Origin of the sequence: Amycolatopsis sp. cg9 (assembly GCF_041346945.1) — a bacterium.
Taxonomy (GTDB): Bacteria; Actinomycetota; Actinomycetes; order Mycobacteriales; family Pseudonocardiaceae; genus Amycolatopsis.
In genome coordinates this window covers 5072525-5093853 of the sequence record NZ_CP166850.1, presented here as the reverse complement: position 1 = coordinate 5093853, position 21329 = coordinate 5072525, and the positions used below count along the sequence as shown (strand labels likewise).

Genomic DNA, 21329 nt, shown 5'->3' with positions numbered 1-21329 from the left:
AACACCGGAAACCGGCATGACATGATCGATCTGCTGCATGCCAACCGAGTGGCGGAGCGGACATGCCGACACGGTCGGGCCGAGCAATGCAATGGCTACTGGTGCCACAACGAGACTTGGGATGACGCGTTCAACTGGGACGGCAAGCACGACGAGGTGTTCCTGGCCGTCAACACCAAGGTCGTCGGTCCGGACGGGGCTGTTCAGCGCACGCTGGACAGCGAGAGCGAGCTCATGGGCGACACCTGGAACCTGCCGAACCGGATTCAGGCGGGTTCGGCGTCGGATCGTGGCGGGATCGTTTCCGGGGACAAGTCCCCCTTGGAGCCCGAACAGGACATGGTCATCGTCACCCCGACGATTTGGGAATGGGACCCCGGTGCGGGCTTCTGGGACGGCTGGCTGGCCTGGCAAGTGCAGACCGACCAGGCGTACGGACAGCGCGCCAAAGAGATCTTCGGCAAGATCTGGCCCGTTTCCAAGCCCATCTTCGATGCGGTTTCGCTCGGTATCCAGACCGTCGGAACGCTGGCCGGTTTGTGGTCGCCGCTCGGGAAGGCGCAGCGTCGTCCGATCGGCATCCAGCGCAACCCCGACGATCCCGGCGGTTTCGTCTTCAACCCGGTCTCCATCGCGCTGAACACCGAGACCGCCGACTACCTGATCACCAGCAACGGGCAGGGCCTCGGCTCCGGAATAGTCGAACTGTCCTTTCAGGACGATCCGTACCTTCGCGGTGTCTACTCCCTCTTCGTCCAGGTCGAGCGGCTGGGTGGCGGCGACCTGCCGACGCAGCGCGACTGGCGGTGGTGCGACAAGTGCCAAGGACTCTATTTCGGCGGCCGGTGGACCGACTCGCGCTGCCCGGCCGGTGATACCCACCGACCGGCGGATCAGAGTCACAGCGGCGACTACTCGCTGCCCGTGAACGCCATCGCGGCCACCGACAGACAGGGCGGCTGGCGGGGCTGCACCAAGTGCCTGGGCCTGTTCTACGGACCCGCCGTCGCCCGCTCTCGTTGTCCGGCCGGGGATACCCACGCCTTGCCCGGCCAGGGTGGTAGCTCGGACTACAGCCCATTCCACAACGCCGCCGCGGATCCCGGCCGGCAGTCCGGCTGGCGGTGGTGCGACAAGTGCCAGGGGATGTTCTACGGGCCGCAAACCGCGGCTTCCCGGTGCCCGGCGGGCGACACGCACACGCCGCCGGCGCAGAGCCACAGCGGCGACTACGGTCTGCCGCACCAGGCTGCCTGACCCGGAGAGCCGAAGCCCCGGCTCGGCTCCCCGCCGACCGGCCGCGAGGTCAGTCGATGAACGCGTCGTCGAGGAGGGTGGACTCCGCGCCGTACTCGCGGAGTTCCTCCTTGATGACGGTGTACGCCAGCCCCTGCGGGTAGCCCTTGCGCGCCAGGAAGCCGAGCAGCCGCCGCAGTGCTGTCTGTTCGTCGACGTTGCCCAGGGAGCCGAGACGCTTGCGGACCAGTTCCCTGGCCATCTGCTCCTCGGACTCGCGGTCGACCTCACCCGCCGCCTGGGCGGCGACCTCGTCGTCGACGCCCTTGCGCCGCAGCTCGGCCATCAGGGCGGTGCGCGACAGGCCCTGCGTCTCGTGCCGCGACTTCACCCACAGCTCGGCGAACTCCGCGTCGTTCACCAACCCTGCCCGGTCCAGCTTGCCGAGCAGGGTTTCGCTGGTCTCCTCGTCGAACCCCTTGCGGCGCAAAGCCTGCCGGAGCTCCTCCTGAGTACGCGCACGCACGGCCAGGAGGTCGTAACAGATCTCCTTGGCCTTCTTGTACCGCTCCTCGGGAGGCAGCTCCGCCGGGGGAACCTTCGGCGCCCTCGCCACTCAGCTCACTCCGCTCAGAAGTCGACCGGCGCCGGCACGGCTTCGACGGCTTCGGCGTCGACCTGTGCGCCGATGCCCAGCTTCTCCTTGATGCGCTTCTCGATCTCGTTGGCGATGTCCGGGTTGTCGCGCAGGAACTTCCGCGCGTTCTCCTTGCCCTGGCCGAGCTGGTCGCCCTCGTAGGTGTACCAGGCGCCGGACTTGCGCAGGATGCCCTGGTCGACGCCCATGTCGATCAGCGAACCCTCGCGGGAAACGCCGTGGCCGTACAGGATGTCGAACTCGGCCTGCTTGAAGGGCGGGGCCATCTTGTTCTTCACGACCTTGACGCGGGTGCGGTTGCCGACCGGCTCGCCGCCGTCCTTGAGCGTCTCGATGCGGCGCACGTCGAGCCGGACCGACGCGTAGAACTTCAGCGCCTTGCCACCGGTCGTCGTCTCCGGCGAGCCGAACATGACGCCGATCTTCTCGCGCAGCTGGTTGATGAAGATCGCGGTGGTGCCGGAGTTGTTCATCGCACCGGTCATCTTGCGCAGCGCCTGGCTCATCAGGCGGGCCTGGAGACCGACGTGCGAGTCACCCATCTCGCCCTCGATCTCGGCACGCGGCACGAGCGCGGCCACGGAGTCGATGACCAAGATGTCGAGCGCGCCGGAGCGGATCAGCATGTCCGCGATCTCCAGCGCCTGCTCACCGGTGTCCGGCTGGGAGACCAGCAGCGCGTCGGTGTCGACGCCGAGCTTCTTGGCGTACTCCGGGTCCAGCGCGTGCTCCGCGTCGATGAACGCCGCGATGCCGCCGGCGCGCTGCGCGTTGGCCACCGCGTGCAGGGCGACCGTCGTCTTACCGGAGGACTCCGGGCCGTAGACCTCGATCACGCGGCCGCGGGGCAGCCCGCCGATGCCGAGCGCGACGTCGAGCGCGATCGCGCCGGTCGGGATCACGGAGACGGGCGCGCGGCCGTCCTGGCCGAGCCGCATGACCGAGCCCTTGCCGTACTGCTTGTCGATCTGCGCGAGCGCGAGCTCGAGCGCCTTGTCCTTGTCGGGTGCTGCAGGCATGGAAGTCCACCTCGCTGGTCGAAGCCCCGGCTCCCCGGGGGCTCTGTGTCGGTTCTTCAGCTGTCCGGTCCGACGCTAGCGGCGGGGACCGACAATTCCAGGCGCGGCGCCCAATCTGTGGATCGCTGGACCCGATGTGGACAACACCATAGACGAACACGTGTTCGAGGTCGGCAGCGACACACCCTTGCGCTAGGATTTTCGCCCGCCCGGGTCAGGACCCGTGCGTATCCGCCCAGGTCAGCGCCGTTCGAAGGGGACTTCGAACGCGTCGCAGACCTCGCGCCAGATCTCTTTCGCCGGGATTCCCGCGGTCAGCGCCTGGTCGACGGTGCGCCCGCCGAGCCCGCTGAGGACGTGGTCCCTGGCCAGTACCTGGGCCCGTCCGGGGCCGAACTCGTCGGCCATCAGCCGCCGGAAAACCGTGATCCGCATCGGACCCACTCTAACCGGCGGGCACGAACGGTCCGTTCGCGCCCGCCGCCCGCCAGTGGTGACGGCGGCCCAGCACACTTCAGGACCTCGGAGGTCCTGAACGACTCACTCAAGACCTCCCGGCCGGCGTCACTCCCCCGGCTGGACGCTCGCCTCGAAGTAGTTGGCCAGCGTGTCCGGCGTGGTCGCCGCCGCCTGGTCGTTCGAATTCAGCTGGTAGATGAACCCCACCAGCGGCCGGTCCGACACCGTGAACACGAGCACCGCCGACGTCTTGCCCGCCGCGGACGAGTAGTGGCCCTTGAGCCCGTTGCCGCCCCAGTCGGCCTCGGTGCGGTCGCCGCCCGCGGAGGCGAGCAGGCCGTCGGTGTACTCCTTGAGCGTGTCGGCGCTGTCGCCCTGGACGTAGGTCACCTGCGTGCCCGCGCGCCCCGGCGCGGAGCAGGTCGAGGCCACGCCGAGGCTCTTCGCCGGCGCCGCCGGGCCGTTGCCCATGCCCGCTTTGCAGTCGCCGGTGTCGGCGATCTTCCCGGCGAGCTGGCGCAGGCAGCCGGTGAGGCCCTTGTCGTCCGCCTGGCCCGGCGTCTTGCACTGGTCCGCGGTGTAGGTCGGCACCGAAGACGACGACGTCAGGTAGAAGGTGAGCCCGGCGGCGAGCACCACGACGACCGCGGCCGCGATCCCGATGAGCAGCTTCTTCTTCCCGCCGGACTTCGGCTCGGCCTTCTCGGCGGCGGTCGCGGGCGAGTACGCGGGGAAGTTCGACGGCATCGGCTGCGGCCCGCTGGGCGGGAAGTAACCCTGGTACTGCTGCGGCGGCGGGGGTGGCGGCGCGTACTGCGGGCGGTGCGGCCCGGTGCCGGCGGCCACGGCGCCTTCGACGTTCTGCGTCCGCGCGCCCAGGCCGTCGCGGGCGACGTGCTGGGCACCGAGCGCCACCGCCGTCTCCGGCTGGTCGAGGCTGCCCGGCACGACGCCGAGCTTCTCCGCGATCATGGTGCCGACCAGCGGCAGCCGGCTCGACCCGCCGACCAGGTAGATGCCGGCCAGCCGGTCCGGGCTCAGCCCCGACGAGCGCAGCGTCCGCGACAGCAGCTCGACGCTGCGCAGCATCGCCGGCCGGACCAGGCCTTCCAGCTCGCCGCGCGTCACCAGGACGTCCTTGAACGGCTCCGGCATCGGCACCTCGGTCTGCGGGTGCCGCGACAGCGCCTCCTTGGCCGCCTTGACGTCCTCCTGCAGCGCGCGCCGGGTGCGCCGGTCGCCGGTGGATTCGGGCCGCAGCAGCCGCTGCCAGCGCTGCGGGTCCGAGTGCGAGACCTCGCGCCCGACGTGCACCATCAGCGCCTGGTCGACGTCGAGGCCGCCGAGGTCGGGCAGGCCGTCCTCGGCGAGCACGGTGAAGCCGTTCTGCGTGGCGCCGACGACGGCGACGTCGAAGGTGCCCGCGCCGAGGTCGTAGACCGCCAGCGCCTGGCCGGGCGCGAGGGACTTGCCGGGGAACGACGCGAAGTGCGCCGCCGCGGCGACCGGCTCCGGCACCAGCAGGATGTTCTGGCCCATCCCGGCGAGCCGGGCGGCGGACATCAGGACGTTGCGGCGGGTCTGGCCCCACTGCGCGGGGTGGGTCAGCCGGACTTCGTCGGGCTGCTCGCCGCCGAGCTGGCGGGAGGTCTCTTCGAGCACGCGGCGGAGGATGGCGGCCAGCGCATCGGTCACCGGGACGACGTCGGTGCCGAGCAGCAGGGTCTGCTCGTCGATGCGGCGCTTGGGGTTCGGCTCGAAGCGCGTCGGGTCGAGGCGGGCGCGGCGCTCGGCGTCGCGGCCGACCATGATCGTGCCCTCTTCGGTGGCGAACACCGCCGACGGCATGTTGGCCGAGCCGTCCACCTCGACGACCCGGGGCGGCATGCCGTGCGCCGAAAGGACGGCGACGGTGTTGGACGTCCCGAGGTCCACCGACAGGATCCGCACTGCACTCCCCTTCACGAAAACCCGCCTCGACGGCGTTCGCCGTGATGCTGCCATGCGCGCGGTCACCGTGCGTGCGGACCCGGGAAAGTCCCCCGCCGCTTGACGGAGAGGTGGATCACGAGGCACGATAGTTGCGCAGTTCGGTCAGCCGAGTTGCACGAACCACGCAAAGGAGCGTTGCGATGCCGAAGCTGCTCGTCCTCGGGGACGACCTCACGGGCAGCAACGCGACCGGAGCGCTGTATGCCCGCTTCGGGCTGCGCGCGGTTTCCGTCAACGCTCCGCTGGAGCCGGACGCGCCGTGCTTCCGCGCGGACAGCAGGATCGACGCACTGGTGGTGAACCTGGGTACCCGGCACGCTTCGCCGTCACACGCCGGGCAGGCCGTCCGCCGCGCCATCGAGCTCGCCGGGCCGGTCGAGCTCACGGTGAAACGCGTGGACACGACGCTGCGCGGCAACGTCGGCGTGGAGACCGAAGCCGTCCTGGCGTCGGCGCCGGCCGCCCGCGCGCTGGTCGTCCCCGCCTTCCCGGACGCCGGCCGGGTCACCCTCGGTGGCCTGCACCTGGTCGACGGCGTGCCGCTGGCCGAAAGCCCCGCCGCCCGCGATCCCTTGGCGCCCGTCGGGTCTTCGCGGGTCCGCACCCTCCTCGGGCCGACGCGCCGCGAGATCGCCGAACTGCCGCTGGACGTCGTCGAAGAGGGCGTGGACGCGGTCGAAGCCGCCCTGCGGTGCCCGGCCGGGATCGTCGTCTGCGACGCCACGACGAACCGGCACCTCACGACCGTCGCCAAGGCCGCCGCCCGGCTGGCGGCCGAGGGCACGAAGTGGATCTCCGTCGACTCCGGGCCGTTCGGCGTCCGGCTCGCGGCGGCGCTGGGTCTCGCCCCCGGCCACGACACCGTCCCGCCGGTGCTCGCGGTGGTCGGCAGCATCACCGGCCGGACCCACGACCAGCTGCTGGAAACCGAGCTGGTGCTGGACGCGCGGTACGTCGACGTCGACGCGGACCGGCCCGATCCGCCGTCCGTCGCCGCCGCGGCCGGGAAGCTCCTGGCGGCCGGGCACCGGGTCGTCGGCCTCCGCACCCGTGCCCCCGCCCCGGGCACGCCGGTCGACCCGGCGGTCGCGGCGCGGATCCCGCCGGCGCTCGGCGAAGCGACCCGGCTGGTGCTCGGCGCGCACCGGATCGGCGGGCTCTACGCCACCGGCGGCGACATCGCCGTCGAAGTCACGAAGGCGCTCGGCGCCGAGGGCTTCGAGATCGACACCGAAGTCCTGCCCCTCGCGGTCGCCGGGCGGCTGTCCGGCGGGCCCCACACCGGGCTGCCCTTCGCCACCAAAGGCGGGCTGATCGGCGGCCGCGACGCCGCCGTCGCCTGCCTGGAACACCTCAACCACGTGCTGGCCACCGGAAGGAAGAACCCGTGAGCGACCTCCCCGTCCTCGCCGTCACCCTCGGCGACCCCGTCGGCATCGGCCCGGAGATCACCCTGAAGACCCTGGCCGAGCCGGAGGCACTGCAGCTGGCGCGCGGGGTCGCGGTCGGTGACGCGCCGGTGCTCGACCGCGTCGCCCGGCACCTGGGCCTGCCCGTGGAGATCAACCCGATCGCCACGGTCGCCGACGCGCGCTTCACCCCCGGCGTGATCGACGTGCTCAACCTCGGGGTCGTCACCGAAGACCTGCCGTGGGGCGAGGTCAACGCGACCGCGGGCGCCGCGGCCGTCGGCGCGATCGAGGTCGCCACCCGGCTCGCGCTGGCCGGCGAGGTCGACGCGGTCGTGACCGCGCCGATCAACAAGGAGGCGATCTGGGCGGCGGGCTCCCGGCACCTCGGGCACACCGAGATGCTGGGCGAACTGACCGGGTCGACCCGGTACAACACGATGTTCTGGGTGTCGGGGCTGAAGATCTTCTTCGCCACCCGGCACCTTTCCCTGCGCGAAGCGATCAGCCGGATCACGCGGGAGAACATCGAGCACGCGATCCGCGAGGCGTACACCGCGCTCGAAGTGTTCGGCACCGAGAAACCCAGACTCGCCGTGGCGGCGCTGAACCCGCATGGCGGGGAGAACGGCAAGTTCGGCGACGAGGAGATCGTCGCGATCGCGCCCGCGGTGGCCGCCGCGCGGGCCGCCGGGCTGGACGTCGTCGGCCCGATCCCGGCGGATTCCGTGTTCCACCAAGGGATCCAGGGCCGCTTCGACGGTGTGCTCTCGCTCTACCACGACCAAGGGCACATCGCGTCGAAGACGTACGACTTCGACGGCACGGTCTCGGTGACGGTCGGCCTGCCGATCCTGCGCACCTCGGTCGACCACGGCACGGCGTTCGACATCGCCGGCACCGGCCGGGCGTCCCACGGCACGATGGTCGCGGCGTTCAAGGCCGCCGCGACACTGGCGCCGTACGCGCGGAAGCTGCCCGCCATCTATCCACCGGCCATCCGGTGATCCCCCGCAAGCGCTGGGCGTACGTCATCCCGGTCGCGGTGGTCATGTACATGCTGGCCTACCTCGACCGGACGAACGTCGCGGTGATCCTGCCCTACATCGGCGACGACTTCCCGTTGTCCGCCAGCGCGAAGGGGCTGGCGAGCGGCATCTTCTTCGTCGGCTACCTCGTCCTGCAGATCCCGGCGGCGGTGCTGGCGGCGAAGTGGAGCGCCCGCAAGACGGTGCTGATCCTGATGATCGCGTGGGCGTTCGCGGCGGTGCTGTGCGGGCTGGTGCGGAACGAGACCCAGCTGCACCTGGCCCGGCTGCTGCTCGGCCTGTTCGAAGGCGGCGTGTGGCCCGCGGTGCTGATCCTGCTGGCGTCGTGGTTCCCGCAGGCGGAGCGGGCCAGGGCGAACGCGCTGTGGATGACGTGCCTGCCGATCTCGGCGATCCTCATGTCCCCGCTGTCCGGGCTGATGCTCGACCACATGTCGTGGCGCTGGGTGTTCGTCCTGCAGGGGCTGCCGCCGCTGCTGTGGGCCGTCGTCTGGTGGTTCGCGGTGGCCGACCGGCCGGCGAAGGCCCGGTGGATCTCCGCCGAAGAACGCGATTACCTCGAGCGCACGTTGAAGGCCGAAGAAGACGCGAAGCCGGCCTTCGCGAAACAGGGCTACCGGCAGGCGCTGGCGAACCGCCAGGTGCTGTTGCTGATCGGTGTCTACTTCTTCTGGATCACCGGCTTCTACGGGTTCAGCCTGTGGCTGCCGTCGGTCGTGAAGACGATGACGGGCGGCTCGGCCACCGCGGTCGGGTTTCTCTCCGCCGTGCCGTACGTCCTCGCGCTGGCCGGGATGGTCGCGTGCGCGCACTGGTCCGACCGGACCGGCAACCGGCGGCTCGCGGTCACCGTGCCGCTGGTCGTGGCCATCGCCGGGCTCCTGCTCGGCAACCTCGTCCACTGGCCGCCGGCCGTGCAGCTGGTCCTGCTCTGCGTCGTCGCCACCGGCGTGTACATGCCGTACGGGCCGTTCTGGGCGATCCCCAGCCGGATCCTCGGCATCGAGGTGGTCGCCGTGGCGATGGGCCTGATCAACGCGCTCGGCAACCTCGGCGGCTTCGCCGGGCCGTACCTGGTCGGCTGGCTCACCGACGTCACCGGCAGCGCGACCACCGGGTTCGTCGTGCTGGCCGCGTTCCTCGCCGTGGCCGCCGGCCTGGCGTTCTTCGGGCTGAAACCCGCGGTTGTGGAAGAGTCGGCGCATGTCCCAGCCGCGACCAGGCACCCGTGACCGGCGCGCGATGCTGCTGGAGGCCGTCCGCGACGGCTCCGGCGGCATCGCGGAGCTGGCCCAGGAGTTCGGCGTCTCCGAGTCGACGATCCGCCGCGACCTCGCCTCCCTCGCCGGGGCCGGGCACGTCGTCCGCACCTACGGCGGCGCGCTCGACACCGAGCGCAGTCCCCGCGAAAAGGACCAGCGGCACGCGGCGGCCAAGGACGCCATCGCCCGCGAGGCCGCCGCGCTGGTCGAGGACGGCGAAGTCGTGCTGCTCGACGCCGGCACGACCACCGGCAGGCTCGCCCGGCACCTCGCGCACCGGGACGGGCTGACGGTGGTCACCAACGGCGTCAACGCCATCCGCGAGCTGGCCGGCTTCGCCGGGATCGACCTGATCGTCCTCGGCGGCCGGCTGCGGCACCCCAACGAAGCGATCCTGGGTGAGAGCGTGCTGGCGCAGCTTCGGCACATCTCACCCGATCGGGTGTTCCTGGGTGCGGACGGCGTGGTCGACGGCCGGGGGCTGTGCTGCCCGTCACTGGAGCAGTCGGTGGTCAAGCACGCGATGCTGCACGCCGGCGGCGAGGCGTACGTGCTGGCCGACCACTCCAAGCTGGACCAGGCCCCTTTCTCCTACTGGGCGCCGCTGGACCGGGACTACCGGCTGATCACCGACGAGCCGAGGGTCGACGTCACGTTCCCGCAGTTCGCCGAGAGCGTGATCCTCGCCGGAGGATCGGAAACTGTCGGTGGTGCCGCGCATGATGGACGACGTGGCCACTGACGTGCTCGACCTCTTCTCCCCCGCGACCCGGGACTGGTTCGCGGGGGCCTTCGCCGCGCCCACCGCGGCGCAGGAGGGGGCCTGGCGGGCGGCGCACGCGGGTGAGCACGCCCTCGTCGTCGCGCCGACCGGGTCCGGCAAGACGCTGTCGGCGTTCCTCTGGGCGCTCGACCGGCTTTCGGTGGAACCGCCGCCGGCGGAGGCCACGAAACGCTGCCGGATCCTCTACGTCTCGCCGCTGAAGGCCCTCGCCGTCGACGTCCAGCGGAACCTGCGCGCGCCCCTCGCGGGCATCTCGCAAGCCACCCGGCGGCTCGGGCTCCCGGTGCCGGAGATCGAAGTGGGCATGCGCACCGGCGACACCACCGCGGCCGAGCGCCGCTCGTTCGGCAAGACCCCGCCGGACGTGCTGGTGACCACGCCGGAGTCGCTCTTCCTGATCCTCACGTCGTCGGCGCGGGAGTCGCTGCGCGGCGTCGAGACCGTGATCGTCGACGAGGTGCACGCGGTCGCCGGCGGCAAGCGCGGCGCGCACCTCGCGCTCTCGCTGGAGCGGCTGGACTCGCTGCTGCCGAAGCCGGCGCAGCGGATCGGCCTGTCGGCGACGGTCCGCCCGGTCGACGAGGTGAGCGCGTTCCTGGCCGGCGGCCGCCCGGTGCGGGTGGTCCAGCCGAAGCTGGCGAAGACCATCGAGGTGCGCGTCGAGGTCCCGGTGGAGGACATGAGCAACCTCGACGCGCCGCGCAGCGGGCACGCGCCGAGCCCGCTCGACGCGCTGGAGTCGCTCGGGTCGCTCGAGTCGCTGACGGAAGCGTTCCCGCCCGGCGACATCGCGCCCGGCGGCCTGGGCACGCTGGAGGAGATGGCGGGCAACCCGGTGCAGCGGCCGTCGATCTGGCCGGCCGTCGAGGAGCGGGTGCTGAGCCTGATCCAGGCCCACCGGTCGACCATCGTGTTCGCCAACTCCCGCCGGCTCACCGAGCGGATGACGGCCCGGCTCAACGAACTGGCCGCCGAGCAGACGGAGCTCACGCCCGCCGACGCGTTCCCGGCCGAAGCCGTCGGGCAGTCCGGGGTGAGCACCGGCGCGCCGCCGGTGATCGCCCGGGCGCACCACGGGTCGATGTCGCGGGAGCAGCGCACGCACGTCGAGGAAGACCTCAAGTCCGGGCGGCTGCCGTGCGTGGTGGCGACGTCGTCGCTGGAGCTGGGCATCGACATGGGCGCGGTGGACCTGGTGGTGCAGATCGAGGCGCCGCCGACGGTGGCGTCCGGGCTGCAGCGCGTCGGCCGGGCCGGGCACCAGGTCGGCGCGGTCTCCTCCGGGGTGATGTTCCCGAAGTTCCGCGGCGACCTCGTCTCGTGCGCGGTGGTCGCGGAACGGATGGCGAGCGGCGCGATCGAGGCGGTCCGCTACCCCCGCAACCCGCTCGACGTCCTGGCGCAGCACGTCGTGGCCATGGTGGCGCTGGAACCGTGGACGGTGCCGGACCTGGCGTCGCTGGTGCGGCGGGCGGCACCGTTCGCGTCGCTGCCGGACGACGCGCTGCACGCGGTGCTCGACATGCTCGCCGGCCGGTACCCGAGCGAGGAGTTCGGCGAGCTGCGGGCGCGGATCACCTGGGACCGCATCAGCGGCGAGCTGCGCGGCCGGCCGGGCTCGCAGCGACTGGCCGTGACCTCGGGCGGCACCATCCCCGACCGCGGCCTGTTCACCGTGATGACGCCGGGCGCCGACGACAAGCCCGGCTCGCGCGTCGGCGAGTTCGACGAAGAAATGGTGTACGAGTCGCGGGTCGGCGACACCATCCTGCTCGGCACGTCGTCGTGGCGGATCACCGACATCACGCACGACCGGGTCATCGTGGTGCCCGCGCCGGGCGAGCCGGCGCGGATGCCGTTCTGGAAGGGTGACGCGCCGGGCCGGCCGCTCGAACTCGGCCGGGCGCTGGGGAAGTTCGTCCGCGAACTGTCCACATCGGACGACCAGAAGGCCAGGGACCGGGCCACCGCGGCCGGCCTGGACGAACGGGCGTCCGACAACCTGCTCGCCTACCTGGCCGAGCAGAAGTCCGCGACCCGGCACGTGCCGAACGACCGGACGCTCCTGCTGGAGCGCTACCGCGACGAGCTCGGCGACTGGCGGATCATCCTGCACTCGCCGTTCGGCGCGCAGGTGAACGCGCCGTGGGCCCTGGCGATCGCCGCGCGGCTGCGGGAAAACCGCGGGGTCGACGCGCAGGTGGCGCACTCCGACGACGGCATCGTCCTGCGCCTGCCGGACGCGCTGGACGCCGACGGCGGCGACGTCACGATCGGCGCGGACGACATCCTGCTCGACCCCGAAGAGGTGGAGCAGCTGATCGTCGCGGAGGTCGGCGGCTCGGCCGTGTTCGCGGCCCGGTTCCGGGAGTGCGCGGCCCGGTCGCTGCTGCTGCCGCGCCGGGACCCGCGGCGCCGCACTCCCCTGTGGCAGCAACGGCAACGCGCGTCGCAGCTGCTTTCGGTCGCGGCGAAGTACGAGCGGTTCCCGGTCGTACTGGAGGCGATGCGGGAAGTCCTGCAGGACGTCTACGACGTGGGCGGGCTGCGGGAGCTGATGGCCGACGTCCGCGCCCGCAAGGTGCGGCTGGTGGAGGTCGAGACGCCGGCCGCGTCGCCGTTCGCGCGCAGCCTGCTCTTCGGCTACGTCGGGATGTTCCTGTACGAGACCGACGCGCCGCTGGCCGAGCGGCGGGCGGCGGCGCTGTCGCTGGATTCGGCGCTGCTGGCCGAACTCCTCGGCACCGAGGCGATCCGCGAACTGCTCGACCCGGAAGCCGTGCGCGAGGTCGAACGGTCGCTGCAGCGGCTCGAACCCGACCGGCACGCGCGCTCCGCCGAAGACGCCGCCGACCTGTTGCGGTTCCTCGGCGACCTGACCGTCGAAGAGGCGGCCGAACGCGGGATCCAGGCGGAGTGGCTCACCGAGCTGGAAGCGGCGCGGCGGGCGATCCGGGTGCGGATCGGCGGCACGGAACGGTTCCTGGCGATCGAGGACGCGGGCCGGGTGCGGGACGCGCTGGGCACCGCGCTGCCGGTGGGCGTGCCCGAGGCGTTCACCGAACCGGTGGCGGACCCGCTCGGCGACCTGCTGTCGCGGTACGCCCGCGGGCGCGGCCCGTTCGCGGCGGCCGCGGTGGCCCGGCGGTTCGGGCTCGGCCTGGCCGTCGTCACCGGCGTCCTCGACCGGATGACCGGCGAAGGCCGGCTGGTGCGGGGCGAACTGAGCCCGGTCGGGCACCCGGACACCCACGGCGCCGGGGTCGAGTACTGCGACTCCGCGGTGCTGCGGCGGCTGCGGCGGGCGTCGCTGGCGAAGCTGCGGGCCGAGGTCGAGCCGGTCGAACCGGCGGCGCTGGGCCGGTTCCTGCCGGCGTGGCACGGGTTCGGCGGCCGCGTCCGGGCGGCGCCGACGGCGGACGACGTGCTGTCGGTGGTCGAGCAGCTCGCCGGGGCGCCGTTGCCGGCGAGCGCGGTGGAGTCGCTGATCCTGCCCGGGCGGCTGCCGGGCTACTCCCCCGCGCTGCTGGACGAGCTGACGACAGCGGGCGAAGTCACGTGGGCGGGCTGCGGCGCGCTGTCCGGCGGGGACGGCTGGATCGCCCTCGCTCCCACGGACGTCGCCGACCTGCTGCTGCCCGAGGTCGTCGAGGACATCCCGGCCGGGCCGCTGCACGACGCCATCGTGTCCACTTTGGAGGGTGGCGCGCTGTTCTTCCGGCAGCTGGTGGACCGCGCGACCGTGCTGGTGGAGAAGGCACCGAACGACGCCGAAGTCGTGGCGGCGCTGTGGGACCTGGTGTGGGCGGGGCTGGTCACCGGCGACACGCTCGGTCCGCTGCGGGCCCAGGTCGCCGGGCACGGCGCGCACAAGGCTCGGCGCCAGGCGCCCCGCGGCCGGTACGCGCGGCTGCGGGCCGGGCGACCACAGATGCCGTCGCGGTCCGGGCCGCCGACCGTGGCGGGCCGGTGGGCGCTGACCCCGCCCCGCGAAACCGACGCGACCCGGCGAGCCCACGCCCGCACGGAAGCGTTCCTGGAACGCCACGGCGTCCTGACCCGCGGCGCGCTCGACACCGAACGCGTCACCGGCGGGTTCTCGGGGATCTACAAGGTCCTGCGCGGCATGGAGGACACCGGCCAGGTGATCCGCGGCTACGTCGTGGAGGGGCTCGGCGCGGCCCAGTTCGCGGCGAAGGGCGCGGTCGACCGCCTGCGCGCACTGTCCGGCCCCGGCCGCCCGGCGCCCGGCCGCGCGGTGGTCCTGGCCGCGGCGGACCCGGCCCAGCCGTACGGTGCCGCCCTCCCCTGGCCGGCGGCGACGGGCGACACGAAGCACCGTCCGGCGCGCAAGGCCGGGGCGCTGGCGGTCCTGGTGGACGGGGTCCCGGCCCTGTACGTCGAGCGAGGAGGCCGATCCCTGCTGAGCTTCACCGAGGAACGCCAACCGCTGTCGGACGCGGCCCAGGCCCTGTCGGCCGCGGTCCGCGAGGGCTGGCTGGGCCAGCTGGCCGTCCAGCGCGCGGACGGCGAGCAAGCCCTCACGTCGGAGCTGGCGGAAGTGCTGCGGGAAGCGGGTTTCCGGGCGACGCCCTCAGGTCTGCGTCTCCGGGCCTGAGCCGCTCGCGCCGCGCGCTGCCCTAAGCTGCCAGTCCGACACCGCACGAAGGATGTTCTGCTCATGGCGATGCGCGAACTGCGCTATTTCGGCGATCCGATCCTCAAGTTCGCCTGTGACCCGGTCACCGTGTTCGACGAGAAGCTCGAGGCGCTCGTGCGGGACCTGGTCGACTCGGTCAAACCCGCCGGGCGGGCCGGGCTCGCCGCGCCGCAGATCGGCGTCGGGCTGCGGGTTTTCAGCTACGACGTCGCCGGGCTGACCGGGTACGTCGTCAACCCCGAGATCGTCGAGCTCTCCGAGGAGACGCACGAAATCAGCGAGGGCTGCCTGTCCGTGCCGGAGCTGTGGTTCCCCACCCGGCGCGCCAAGCACGCGAAGGTCCGCGGCGTCGACGTCCACAACGAACCCATCGAGGTCGAAGGCGAAGACGTGCTGGCCCAGTGCCTCCAGCACGAGACCGACCACCTCGACGGCGTCCTCTACCTCGACCGGCTCACCGCCGAGCGCAAGAAGTCCGCCCTGCGCGAAGCGCGGGAAAAAGACTGGTTCTGGAAGCGCTAGGCGGGCAGGAACAGCCGGAGCTTGGCGCCGTCCTCGACGGCGCGTTCGGTCCGCAGGCCGGCCCGGGCCGCCGTGCGGGGCAGGACGTCGTCGCCGGTCAGGGAGTCCGCCGTCAGCTCCGTGATGCCCTGGGCCTCCGCGAGGACGGCGAGCCGGGCCAGCAGTGCGGTGCCGATGCCCTGCTGCTGCCAGTCGTCCTCCACCAGCAGGGAGATCTCGGCGGTGCCCGAGGCGCTCGGGATGAGCTGTGCCAGGCCGATCACCTCGCGGCCGAAGACCGCCAGCACGCTGGTTCCGCGCGGCGGCACCAGCAGCCGGTGCAGCCAGCGGCGCGGGACCGTCCGCACGCCCGAGTGGTAGCGCCGGAAGAGCGTCGCCATCGAGCAGCGGCGGTGCAGGTCGGCGACGGCGTCGGCGTCGCCGGGGAGGCCCTTGCGCAGGACGATCGCGGCGCCGTCCGGGCGGTCGAGCACGACCGGGCCGGCCGCGTTGCGGGCCGCGGCGGCGAGCAGCCCCACCAGGGCTTCGGCGCGGGTCAGCTCCAGCTGGACGAACGGCGCCCACCGGCGGCGCGCCACCAGCGCGCGGTCGCCGGCCAGCGGGAACACCGCCCGGTGCCCGCTCTCGGTCCGGGCCGGGTTCGCCTCGGTGGCGGGAACGAGCGTGACGACGTCCGCGGCGAGGACGTCCTTCAGCACTTCGGCGAGGCGGGCCGGGTCGTCGACCGCGCGGCGGGCCGCCAGCAGCGTCGACGCGGACGGGTCGACCAGCTCGTGGACGTCGGCGTCGATGATCGCGGTGCATTCGCAGCCCTCGGCGCGGATGGCCTCGATCAGGCGCCGCCGGGGCAGGCCGGTCGCGGGGCGCAGCACGATCTCGTCCAGCACCCCGCCGGGCACCGGCAGCACGCTCAGGCCGAGGATGTTGCACTCCAGGTCGGCGAGCCGGATGGCGAGCCGGGCCAGGGTGCCCGGGTGGTCGTGCATCCGGACCCGCACCCGCCACGCCGACGCGCCGGCGGGTTCCTCGACGACGGCCGTCCGGCCCGGCTGGGGCAACGCTCTGGAGGTCTCCATGCCCCCACGGTCCCCGGTGGTTGTTGCCGTGCCAGGACGCCGGTGTTTCGCGCAGGTCAGCGTTCGTCGCGGCCCGGCAACCCCGGCGAAACACTCGTCAGCCACGACCGCAGCTCCGTCGCCAGCGCGACCGGCGCGTCCAGCTGGACCAGGTGGCCGGCGTCGCGGATCGGGGTGAACTTCGCGCCGGGGATGCCCGCGGCGAGCCGTTCGCCGATGCCGATCGGGATCCAGGTGTCCTCGGTGCCCCACAGGACGTGCACGGGCAGGTCGATCCGGTCCAGGAGCCCCTCGATTTCGGCCAGGTAGCTCTCGTCGTACGCCGCGATCTGGCGGTACAGCGCCGGCTGGCCCTCGTCGCCGAGCCACGGGGCGGCGAGCTCGTCGAGGTCGGCGGCCCGCAGCTCGCGGTGGCTCGCGTTGGCGACGTAGGCCCGGACCAGGGCTTCGTGGATGTACGGCGGCACCCGGGCGAGCACGTCCGGGTGCTCCTTGACGAGCTGGAAGAACGGCGAGCCCGACGGCGGGATGGCCACGGCGTCGACCAGCAGCAGCGACGCGTACGGCACGTCGTGGACCAGGTGGGCGCGCAGCGACACGACGCCGCCGTAGTCGTGGGCGACGACGTGCGGCCGGTCGAGCTCCCAGTGCGCGAGCAGCGCCCGGAACGCTTCGGCCTGGACGTCGAAGCCGACCGGGTGCTCCGCGTCCTTCGAAGACCGGCCGTAGCCGGGCATGTCCCAGAGGTGGACGGTGAACTCGCTGCTCAGCGCCTCGGCGAACGGCCGCCACAGCCACGACGACCACGGCGTGCCGTGGCAGAACACCAGCGGGGGCCCGGAGCCGGCGCGTTCCCAGGCGATCCGGCGCCCCTGCCAGTCGAAGGTCTCCATGTCCTCCAAGCTAAGTCACCGCGGGGTGAGCACGCAGAACTCGTTGCCCTCCGGATCGGTCAGCACCCGCCACGGCAGCGCGGGGCCGCCCAGGTCCGCCGGCGCCGCACCGGCCGCGACGACCTCCCGCACCGCCGCGGCCTGGTCCGCGCCCGCCGGGGGCGCGACGTCCAGGTGGACCCGGTTCTTGCCGTGCTTGACGTCTTCGGTGCGGAGGAACTCCAGCCACGGACCGCGCCCCGACGGCGCGCGCAGCCCCACCAGGACGTCGCCGTCGCGGGCTTGGACCGGCCAGCCCGTGAGGCCCGCCCAGAACTCCGCCAGCTGCTCCGGGTCGTGGGCGTCGACCAGGATCGACGCGACCGCGCCCGTCGCGGCGTAGCGCTCGCGGGGCTCGAGGACGCAGAACTCGTTGCCCTCCGGATCCGCCAGCACGACCCACGGCACCGTGCCCTGGCCGACGTCGACCCGGGCGCCGCCCAGCTCGAGCGCGCGAGCCACCAGCTCGGCCTGGTGCTCGGGGGTCCGGCTCGCCAGGTCCAGGTGGATCCGGTTCTTCACCACCTTGGGCTCCGGGACCGGGACGAAGACGAGGTCCAGCTCCCAGCCGTCGGTCTCCGGAGCGCGCACGTCGATCTCGCCGAGCTCCTCGACGACGGCGCGCCAGCCGAGCAGCGCGGCCCAGAAGTCCGCCAGGACCTCCGGCCGCGCCGCGTCGATCACCAGGTTCACCAGGCGCGTGTTCATGCGAGGCAGGCTAACCGCCACCCCCGACAGTTCCGGTTCGGCTTCCCCACCGGCCGGTTCATCGGGTCGCGAGCCGCAGCAGCGCCCAGAGCTGGGCCGCCTGGTCGTGCACGCCCCGCACGGTCACCGAGGTCAGGGACGCGCGGCCCCAGAGCCACAGGTAGACCTGCGCGGGCTTGGCCGTGACGACGTCGTCCGCGGCCTCGGCCTCCTCGGCCGAACAGCGCCAGGCTTCGGTGCTTTCGGGTCCGGCGCGCGCGATCCAGCTGTGCGCGCCGGCGCGCACGCCGACCGAACCCGCTTTCGTGCCGGTCAGGCCGAGCATCGGCAGCTTCTGGCCGAACCACAGGGTGAGCGCCTCGTCGACGCCGTCGATCGCGAGGTCGTCGGGCACGCCGCGCGGGCCGGCGCCCGCCGCCTGTTCGACGTCGACGCGGTGGATCAGCGTCTCGTGCAGCATCCGGCGCCGCCAGAACCCGTAGGTCGGGTCCGCCGGCCACCAGGTGTCGGCGCGCTCCTCCGGGTCGTGGGCGGCGAGTTCGTCGAGCAGCTCGGTCAGGCCCGTCTCGAGGAACTCGTGGAGCGGCTGGCCCGGTTCGGGGTCGCGCTGCCAGTCTTCGGGGCTGCGGCCTTCCGCGAGCCGGCGCCGGACCATCCGGTAGAGGCTCCCGACGTGCCGCGCCACCTCGCCGAGCGACCAGCCAGGGCAGGCGGGCACCGGCGCTTCGAGCGGAGCGGCGTGCACGGCCTCGGCCAGCACCCGGCCTTCGATCCCCAACGCCGTGAGCAGCCGCCCGTGGTCGACCGGGCCGTGCTCACGCGACATGGGCTGCCCCGCCGATCGGCAGGCCGTGCACGAGCCGGCGCACGAGCTCCAGGAACAACCCGGCGACGCGCACCAGCTGCGCGGCCGACTCCCCGGTGACCTTCCCGGTGATCCCGGCCTGCGCGGCGGCGCGCGTGGCGGAGTTGCCCGCGAAGAAGGCGGACCACTCACGCAACTCGGGCGCGACGGAGTCGAGCAGCACCCAGCTGCTGGCCGGCCGGGCCCGCCCCCGATGCGGCCGCCCCCGAGCCTCGAGCACGGCAGCGGCCCCCCGCAGAGCGGCGAGGTAAGCCCCGATGAACCGCTCGGCGGCGGTGGTTTCCCGCTCGGCCTCGGCCAGCCCCCGCCGAGCCTGAGCCAGCAACGCGGCCGCGGCGGGCGGGGCGGGCGGGCGGAGCGACATGGGCAACTGGGACTGATCGGAGCCGGGCGGGCTCAGCGGCACGGGCTGCGGAGCCGCGGCGGCGGGCATCGGCGCGTCGGCGGAGATCGGGGCGGGCTGTGCGGGCTCCACCGACGAACCCGCAGGTGGGCGCGTGGGCATCGGCGACCGAGGCTCCGGGCCAGGCACCGGCAACTCCGCAAGCGCCGGAGCAACCCCCGGCAAGTCCGCGCGGGCCGGGGCGGGCGAGCGCACCGGCATCGGCGACCGAGGCTCCGCGCCGGGCAGCGGCAACTCCGCAAGCGGCGAGGCGGCCCCCGGCAAGTCCGCGGGGGCCGGGGCGGGCGGGCGCACCGGCATCGGCGACCGAGGCTCCGGGCCAGGCGCCGGCAACTCCGCAAGCGGCGAGGCGGCCCCCGGCAAGTCCGCGCGGGCCGGGGCGGGCGGGCGCACCGGCATCGGCGACCGAGGCTCCGCGCCGGGCAGCGGCAACTCCGCAAGCGGCGAGGCGGCCCCCGGCGAGTCCGCGGAGATCGGGGCGGGCGAGCCCACCGGCATCGGCGACCGAGGCTCCGCGCCGGGCGCCGGCAACTCCGCAAGCGCCGGAGCAACCCCCGGCAAGTCCGCGGAGATCGGGGCGGGCGAGCCCACCGGCATCGGCGACCGAGGCTCCGCGCCGGGCGCCGGCAACTCCGCAAGCGCCGGAGCAACCCCCGGCAAGTCCGCGGGGGCCGGGGCGGGCGAGCGCACCGGCATCGGCAACTCCGGCTGCGTGGGCTCCCCATCGGCCACCGCCGAGGTCCCGGCCGTGGCGGACGGCTCCAGCGTCGGCTCCGGAGCGGCGGTGGGCTGTTCCGCAGGAATCGGCACTGACGGGTTCGGCGACATCGGGAGCTCGGGCTGTCCCAGCTCCGCGGCCGAGGGCGGCGGGCTCGGGCGGGGGCGGCGGGGGCGGCCGTGGTGGGTGCCGGGCGCCGCCGGGGTTACCGGGGGGCGCAGTGACATCGGCAGCTGGGGCTGCCCCTGGTCCGTGGGGGACACGACCTTGACGGACATGGCGACCCTCCTCCTGCGCGGCGTGAGCTCGATCGGGGGCCCGGCGCCGAGACGCTTCCCCCGTCCCGGAGCCGGGCACCTGACCGGTGCGCGCTCACCAGATGTCGAACGTCTGTTCGAACAATTTCCAGAGTAACCCCGGACCGGGCATCCGCTCAACCCCGGGGGTGGAATCCCCCGGGACACCAGGTCGGCGGCGTGATCTCATAGGCCCATGAGTTCGCTGGACCACCCCGCCGTCGCCAAGGTGGCGGCCGCGCTGGCCGAAGCCGGGCAGCACGGCGCCGCCGAAGGCATCCGCGTCCTGGCCGCCGAGGTGCGGACCGCCGCCCAGGCGGCCGAAGCGCTCGGCGTTCCCGTCGGCGCCATCGCCAACAGCCTCATCTTCCGCCTGGGGTCCAACAAAACCGCGCTCCTCGCCCTGACCTCCGGCGCCCACCGCGCGGACCCGGCGACGCTCGCGCGGCTGGCCGGCGGCGAAATCGGCAAGGCCGACGCCGATTTCGTGCGGGCGCACACCGGGCAGCCGATCGGCGGCGTCGCTCCGGTCGGGCACCCGCGGCCGCTGCCGACGCTGGTGGACACCGCGCTGCGGGCCCACGACGTCGTGTGGGCCGCCGCCGGGCACCCCAAGACCGTCTACCCGACCACGTTCGCGGACCTCGTGGCGTTGACCGGGGGCACCCCCGGCGCGCTCAGCGGCGCGGAGGAAGATGGACCGCTGTGACCGCGATGCCCGCCGGCTGCTCCCGTTACGTCCAGCTCTCGACGGACGAGTTCCGCGCGCGCCTGCCCGAGGCGCTCGACATCTACGTGCGGGCGATGCGGTACCCGGCCGGCACCGCCGAGCAGCGGGCGCCGATGTGGCTCACCCACGCGCTGCGCGAGGGCTGGCGCTGCATGGCCGCGTTCGACGCCGACGACGTCCTGCTCGGGCTGGCCTACGGCTACCGCGGCCGGGCCGGGCAGTGGTGGCACGAGCAGGTGCGCCACGGCCTGAGCCGCCGGTCCGGGCCCGCCGAGGCCGACCGCTGGCTGGCCGACTACTTCGAGCTGACCGAGATCCACGTCAAGCCGGAGAACCAGGGGCACCAGATCGGCGAGGACCTGCTGCGCGGCCTCCTCGACGGCGTGCCGAGCGCGAACGTGCTGCTTTCCACGCCCGAGGGCACCAGCCGGGCGTGGAAGCTCTACCGCCGCACCGGCTTCGTCGACGTCCTGCGCGACTACCACTTCGCCGGCGACCCCCGGCCGTTCGCGATCCTCGGGCGGGCGCTGCCCCTCGAGGATCGCTGAGGG

19 protein-coding genes are annotated in these 21329 nt (G+C 73.3%); 10 read left to right on the top strand and 9 right to left on the bottom strand.

Annotated features, from left to right (window positions below; translation table 11 throughout):
* Positions 1 to 21: 21 nt before the first annotated feature.
* A complete protein-coding gene (locus tag AB5J73_RS24415; RefSeq protein ID WP_370972580.1) occupies positions 22 to 1257 on the top strand; it encodes a hypothetical protein in 1236 nt (411 codons plus the stop codon).
* A gap of 49 nt (positions 1258 to 1306) precedes the next feature.
* On the opposite strand, the gene AB5J73_RS24410 is transcribed toward AB5J73_RS24415, so the two are convergent.
* The 4 genes from AB5J73_RS24410 to AB5J73_RS24395 form a co-directional block, all read right to left on the bottom strand.
* Positions 1307 to 1852 carry a regulatory protein RecX gene (locus AB5J73_RS24410; RefSeq protein ID WP_370972578.1) on the bottom strand — a complete coding sequence of 182 codons (546 nt, stop codon included), beginning with the start codon at positions 1850 to 1852 and terminating at the stop codon, positions 1307 to 1309.
* A gap of 14 nt (positions 1853 to 1866) precedes the next feature.
* Entirely contained in the window at positions 1867 to 2913 is a 1047-nt protein-coding gene (gene recA / locus AB5J73_RS24405; RefSeq protein WP_160699362.1) for a recombinase RecA, read from the bottom strand.
* A 240-nt stretch (positions 2914 to 3153) separates the two neighbouring features.
* Positions 3154 to 3348: a DUF3046 domain-containing protein gene (locus tag AB5J73_RS24400; RefSeq protein ID WP_370972576.1), complete on the bottom strand. Its 195-nt coding sequence runs from the start codon at positions 3346 to 3348 to the stop codon at positions 3154 to 3156.
* Between the two features lie 129 nt (positions 3349 to 3477).
* Positions 3478 to 5322 (bottom strand): Hsp70 family protein, encoded by a 1845-nt coding sequence (locus tag AB5J73_RS24395; protein ID WP_370972575.1) that lies wholly within the window; start codon positions 5320 to 5322, stop codon positions 3478 to 3480.
* Between the two features lie 182 nt (positions 5323 to 5504).
* Here AB5J73_RS24395 and AB5J73_RS24390 point away from each other — a divergent pair, with 182 nt between their 5' ends.
* The 6 genes from AB5J73_RS24390 (at position 5505) to def (ending at position 15050) form a co-directional block, all read left to right on the top strand.
* On the top strand, positions 5505 to 6755 hold the full coding sequence (locus tag AB5J73_RS24390; RefSeq protein WP_370972573.1) for a four-carbon acid sugar kinase family protein: 1251 nt from the start codon (positions 5505 to 5507) through the stop codon (positions 6753 to 6755).
* Complete coding sequence (gene pdxA, locus AB5J73_RS24385) at positions 6752 to 7780, top strand: 4-hydroxythreonine-4-phosphate dehydrogenase PdxA (protein WP_370972571.1); 1029 nt, start codon at positions 6752 to 6754, stop codon at positions 7778 to 7780. Before AB5J73_RS24390 ends, pdxA begins: the two co-directional genes overlap by 4 nt.
* Positions 7777 to 9054: an MFS transporter gene (locus AB5J73_RS24380; RefSeq protein ID WP_370972569.1), complete on the top strand. Its 1278-nt coding sequence runs from the start codon at positions 7777 to 7779 to the stop codon at positions 9052 to 9054. Before pdxA ends, AB5J73_RS24380 begins: the two co-directional genes overlap by 4 nt.
* Positions 9026 to 9826: a DeoR/GlpR family DNA-binding transcription regulator gene (locus tag AB5J73_RS24375; protein WP_370972567.1), complete on the top strand. Its 801-nt coding sequence runs from the start codon at positions 9026 to 9028 to the stop codon at positions 9824 to 9826. The genes AB5J73_RS24380 and AB5J73_RS24375 overlap by 29 nt, the downstream gene beginning before the upstream one ends.
* A complete protein-coding gene (locus AB5J73_RS24370) occupies positions 9804 to 14486 on the top strand; it encodes a DEAD/DEAH box helicase (RefSeq protein WP_370972565.1) in 4683 nt (1560 codons plus the stop codon). Before AB5J73_RS24375 ends, AB5J73_RS24370 begins: the two co-directional genes overlap by 23 nt.
* Positions 14487 to 14549: 63 nt before the next feature.
* Positions 14550 to 15050: a peptide deformylase gene (def, locus tag AB5J73_RS24365; protein WP_370972563.1), complete on the top strand. Its 501-nt coding sequence runs from the start codon at positions 14550 to 14552 to the stop codon at positions 15048 to 15050.
* Here def and AB5J73_RS24360 read toward each other — a convergent pair.
* From AB5J73_RS24360 to AB5J73_RS24340, 5 genes are all read right to left on the bottom strand, one after another.
* Positions 15047 to 16108, bottom strand: a complete 1062-nt coding sequence (locus AB5J73_RS24360; protein ID WP_370973304.1) for a GNAT family N-acetyltransferase — start codon at positions 16106 to 16108, stop codon at positions 15047 to 15049. The genes def and AB5J73_RS24360 overlap by 4 nt on opposite strands.
* A 74-nt stretch (positions 16109 to 16182) precedes the next feature.
* Positions 16183 to 17019, bottom strand: coding sequence for an alpha/beta fold hydrolase (locus AB5J73_RS24355; RefSeq protein ID WP_370972561.1), 837 nt, complete (start codon positions 17017 to 17019; stop codon positions 16183 to 16185).
* A gap of 15 nt (positions 17020 to 17034) precedes the next feature.
* On the bottom strand, positions 17035 to 17766 hold the full coding sequence (locus tag AB5J73_RS24350; RefSeq protein ID WP_370972559.1) for a VOC family protein: 732 nt from the start codon (positions 17764 to 17766) through the stop codon (positions 17035 to 17037).
* Between the two features lie 58 nt (positions 17767 to 17824).
* Entirely contained in the window at positions 17825 to 18592 is a 768-nt protein-coding gene (locus tag AB5J73_RS24345; RefSeq protein ID WP_370972557.1) for a maleylpyruvate isomerase family mycothiol-dependent enzyme, read from the bottom strand.
* Entirely contained in the window at positions 18582 to 19064 is a 483-nt protein-coding gene (locus tag AB5J73_RS24340; RefSeq protein ID WP_370973302.1) for an SAV_6107 family HEPN domain-containing protein, read from the bottom strand. The genes AB5J73_RS24345 and AB5J73_RS24340 overlap by 11 nt, the downstream gene beginning before the upstream one ends.
* Positions 19065 to 19128: 64 nt before the next feature.
* Here AB5J73_RS24340 and AB5J73_RS24335 point away from each other — a divergent pair, with 64 nt between their 5' ends.
* The 3 genes from AB5J73_RS24335 (at position 19129) to AB5J73_RS24325 (ending at position 21326) form a co-directional block, all read left to right on the top strand.
* Entirely contained in the window at positions 19129 to 20166 is a 1038-nt protein-coding gene (locus tag AB5J73_RS24335; protein ID WP_370972555.1) for a hypothetical protein, read from the top strand.
* A gap of 78 nt (positions 20167 to 20244) precedes the next feature.
* On the top strand, positions 20245 to 20757 hold the full coding sequence (locus AB5J73_RS24330; RefSeq protein ID WP_370972553.1) for a YbaK/EbsC family protein: 513 nt from the start codon (positions 20245 to 20247) through the stop codon (positions 20755 to 20757).
* Complete coding sequence (locus tag AB5J73_RS24325) at positions 20754 to 21326, top strand: GNAT family N-acetyltransferase (RefSeq protein WP_370972551.1); 573 nt, start codon at positions 20754 to 20756, stop codon at positions 21324 to 21326. The genes AB5J73_RS24330 and AB5J73_RS24325 overlap by 4 nt, the downstream gene beginning before the upstream one ends.
* The last annotated feature ends 3 nt before the right edge of the window (positions 21327 to 21329 follow it).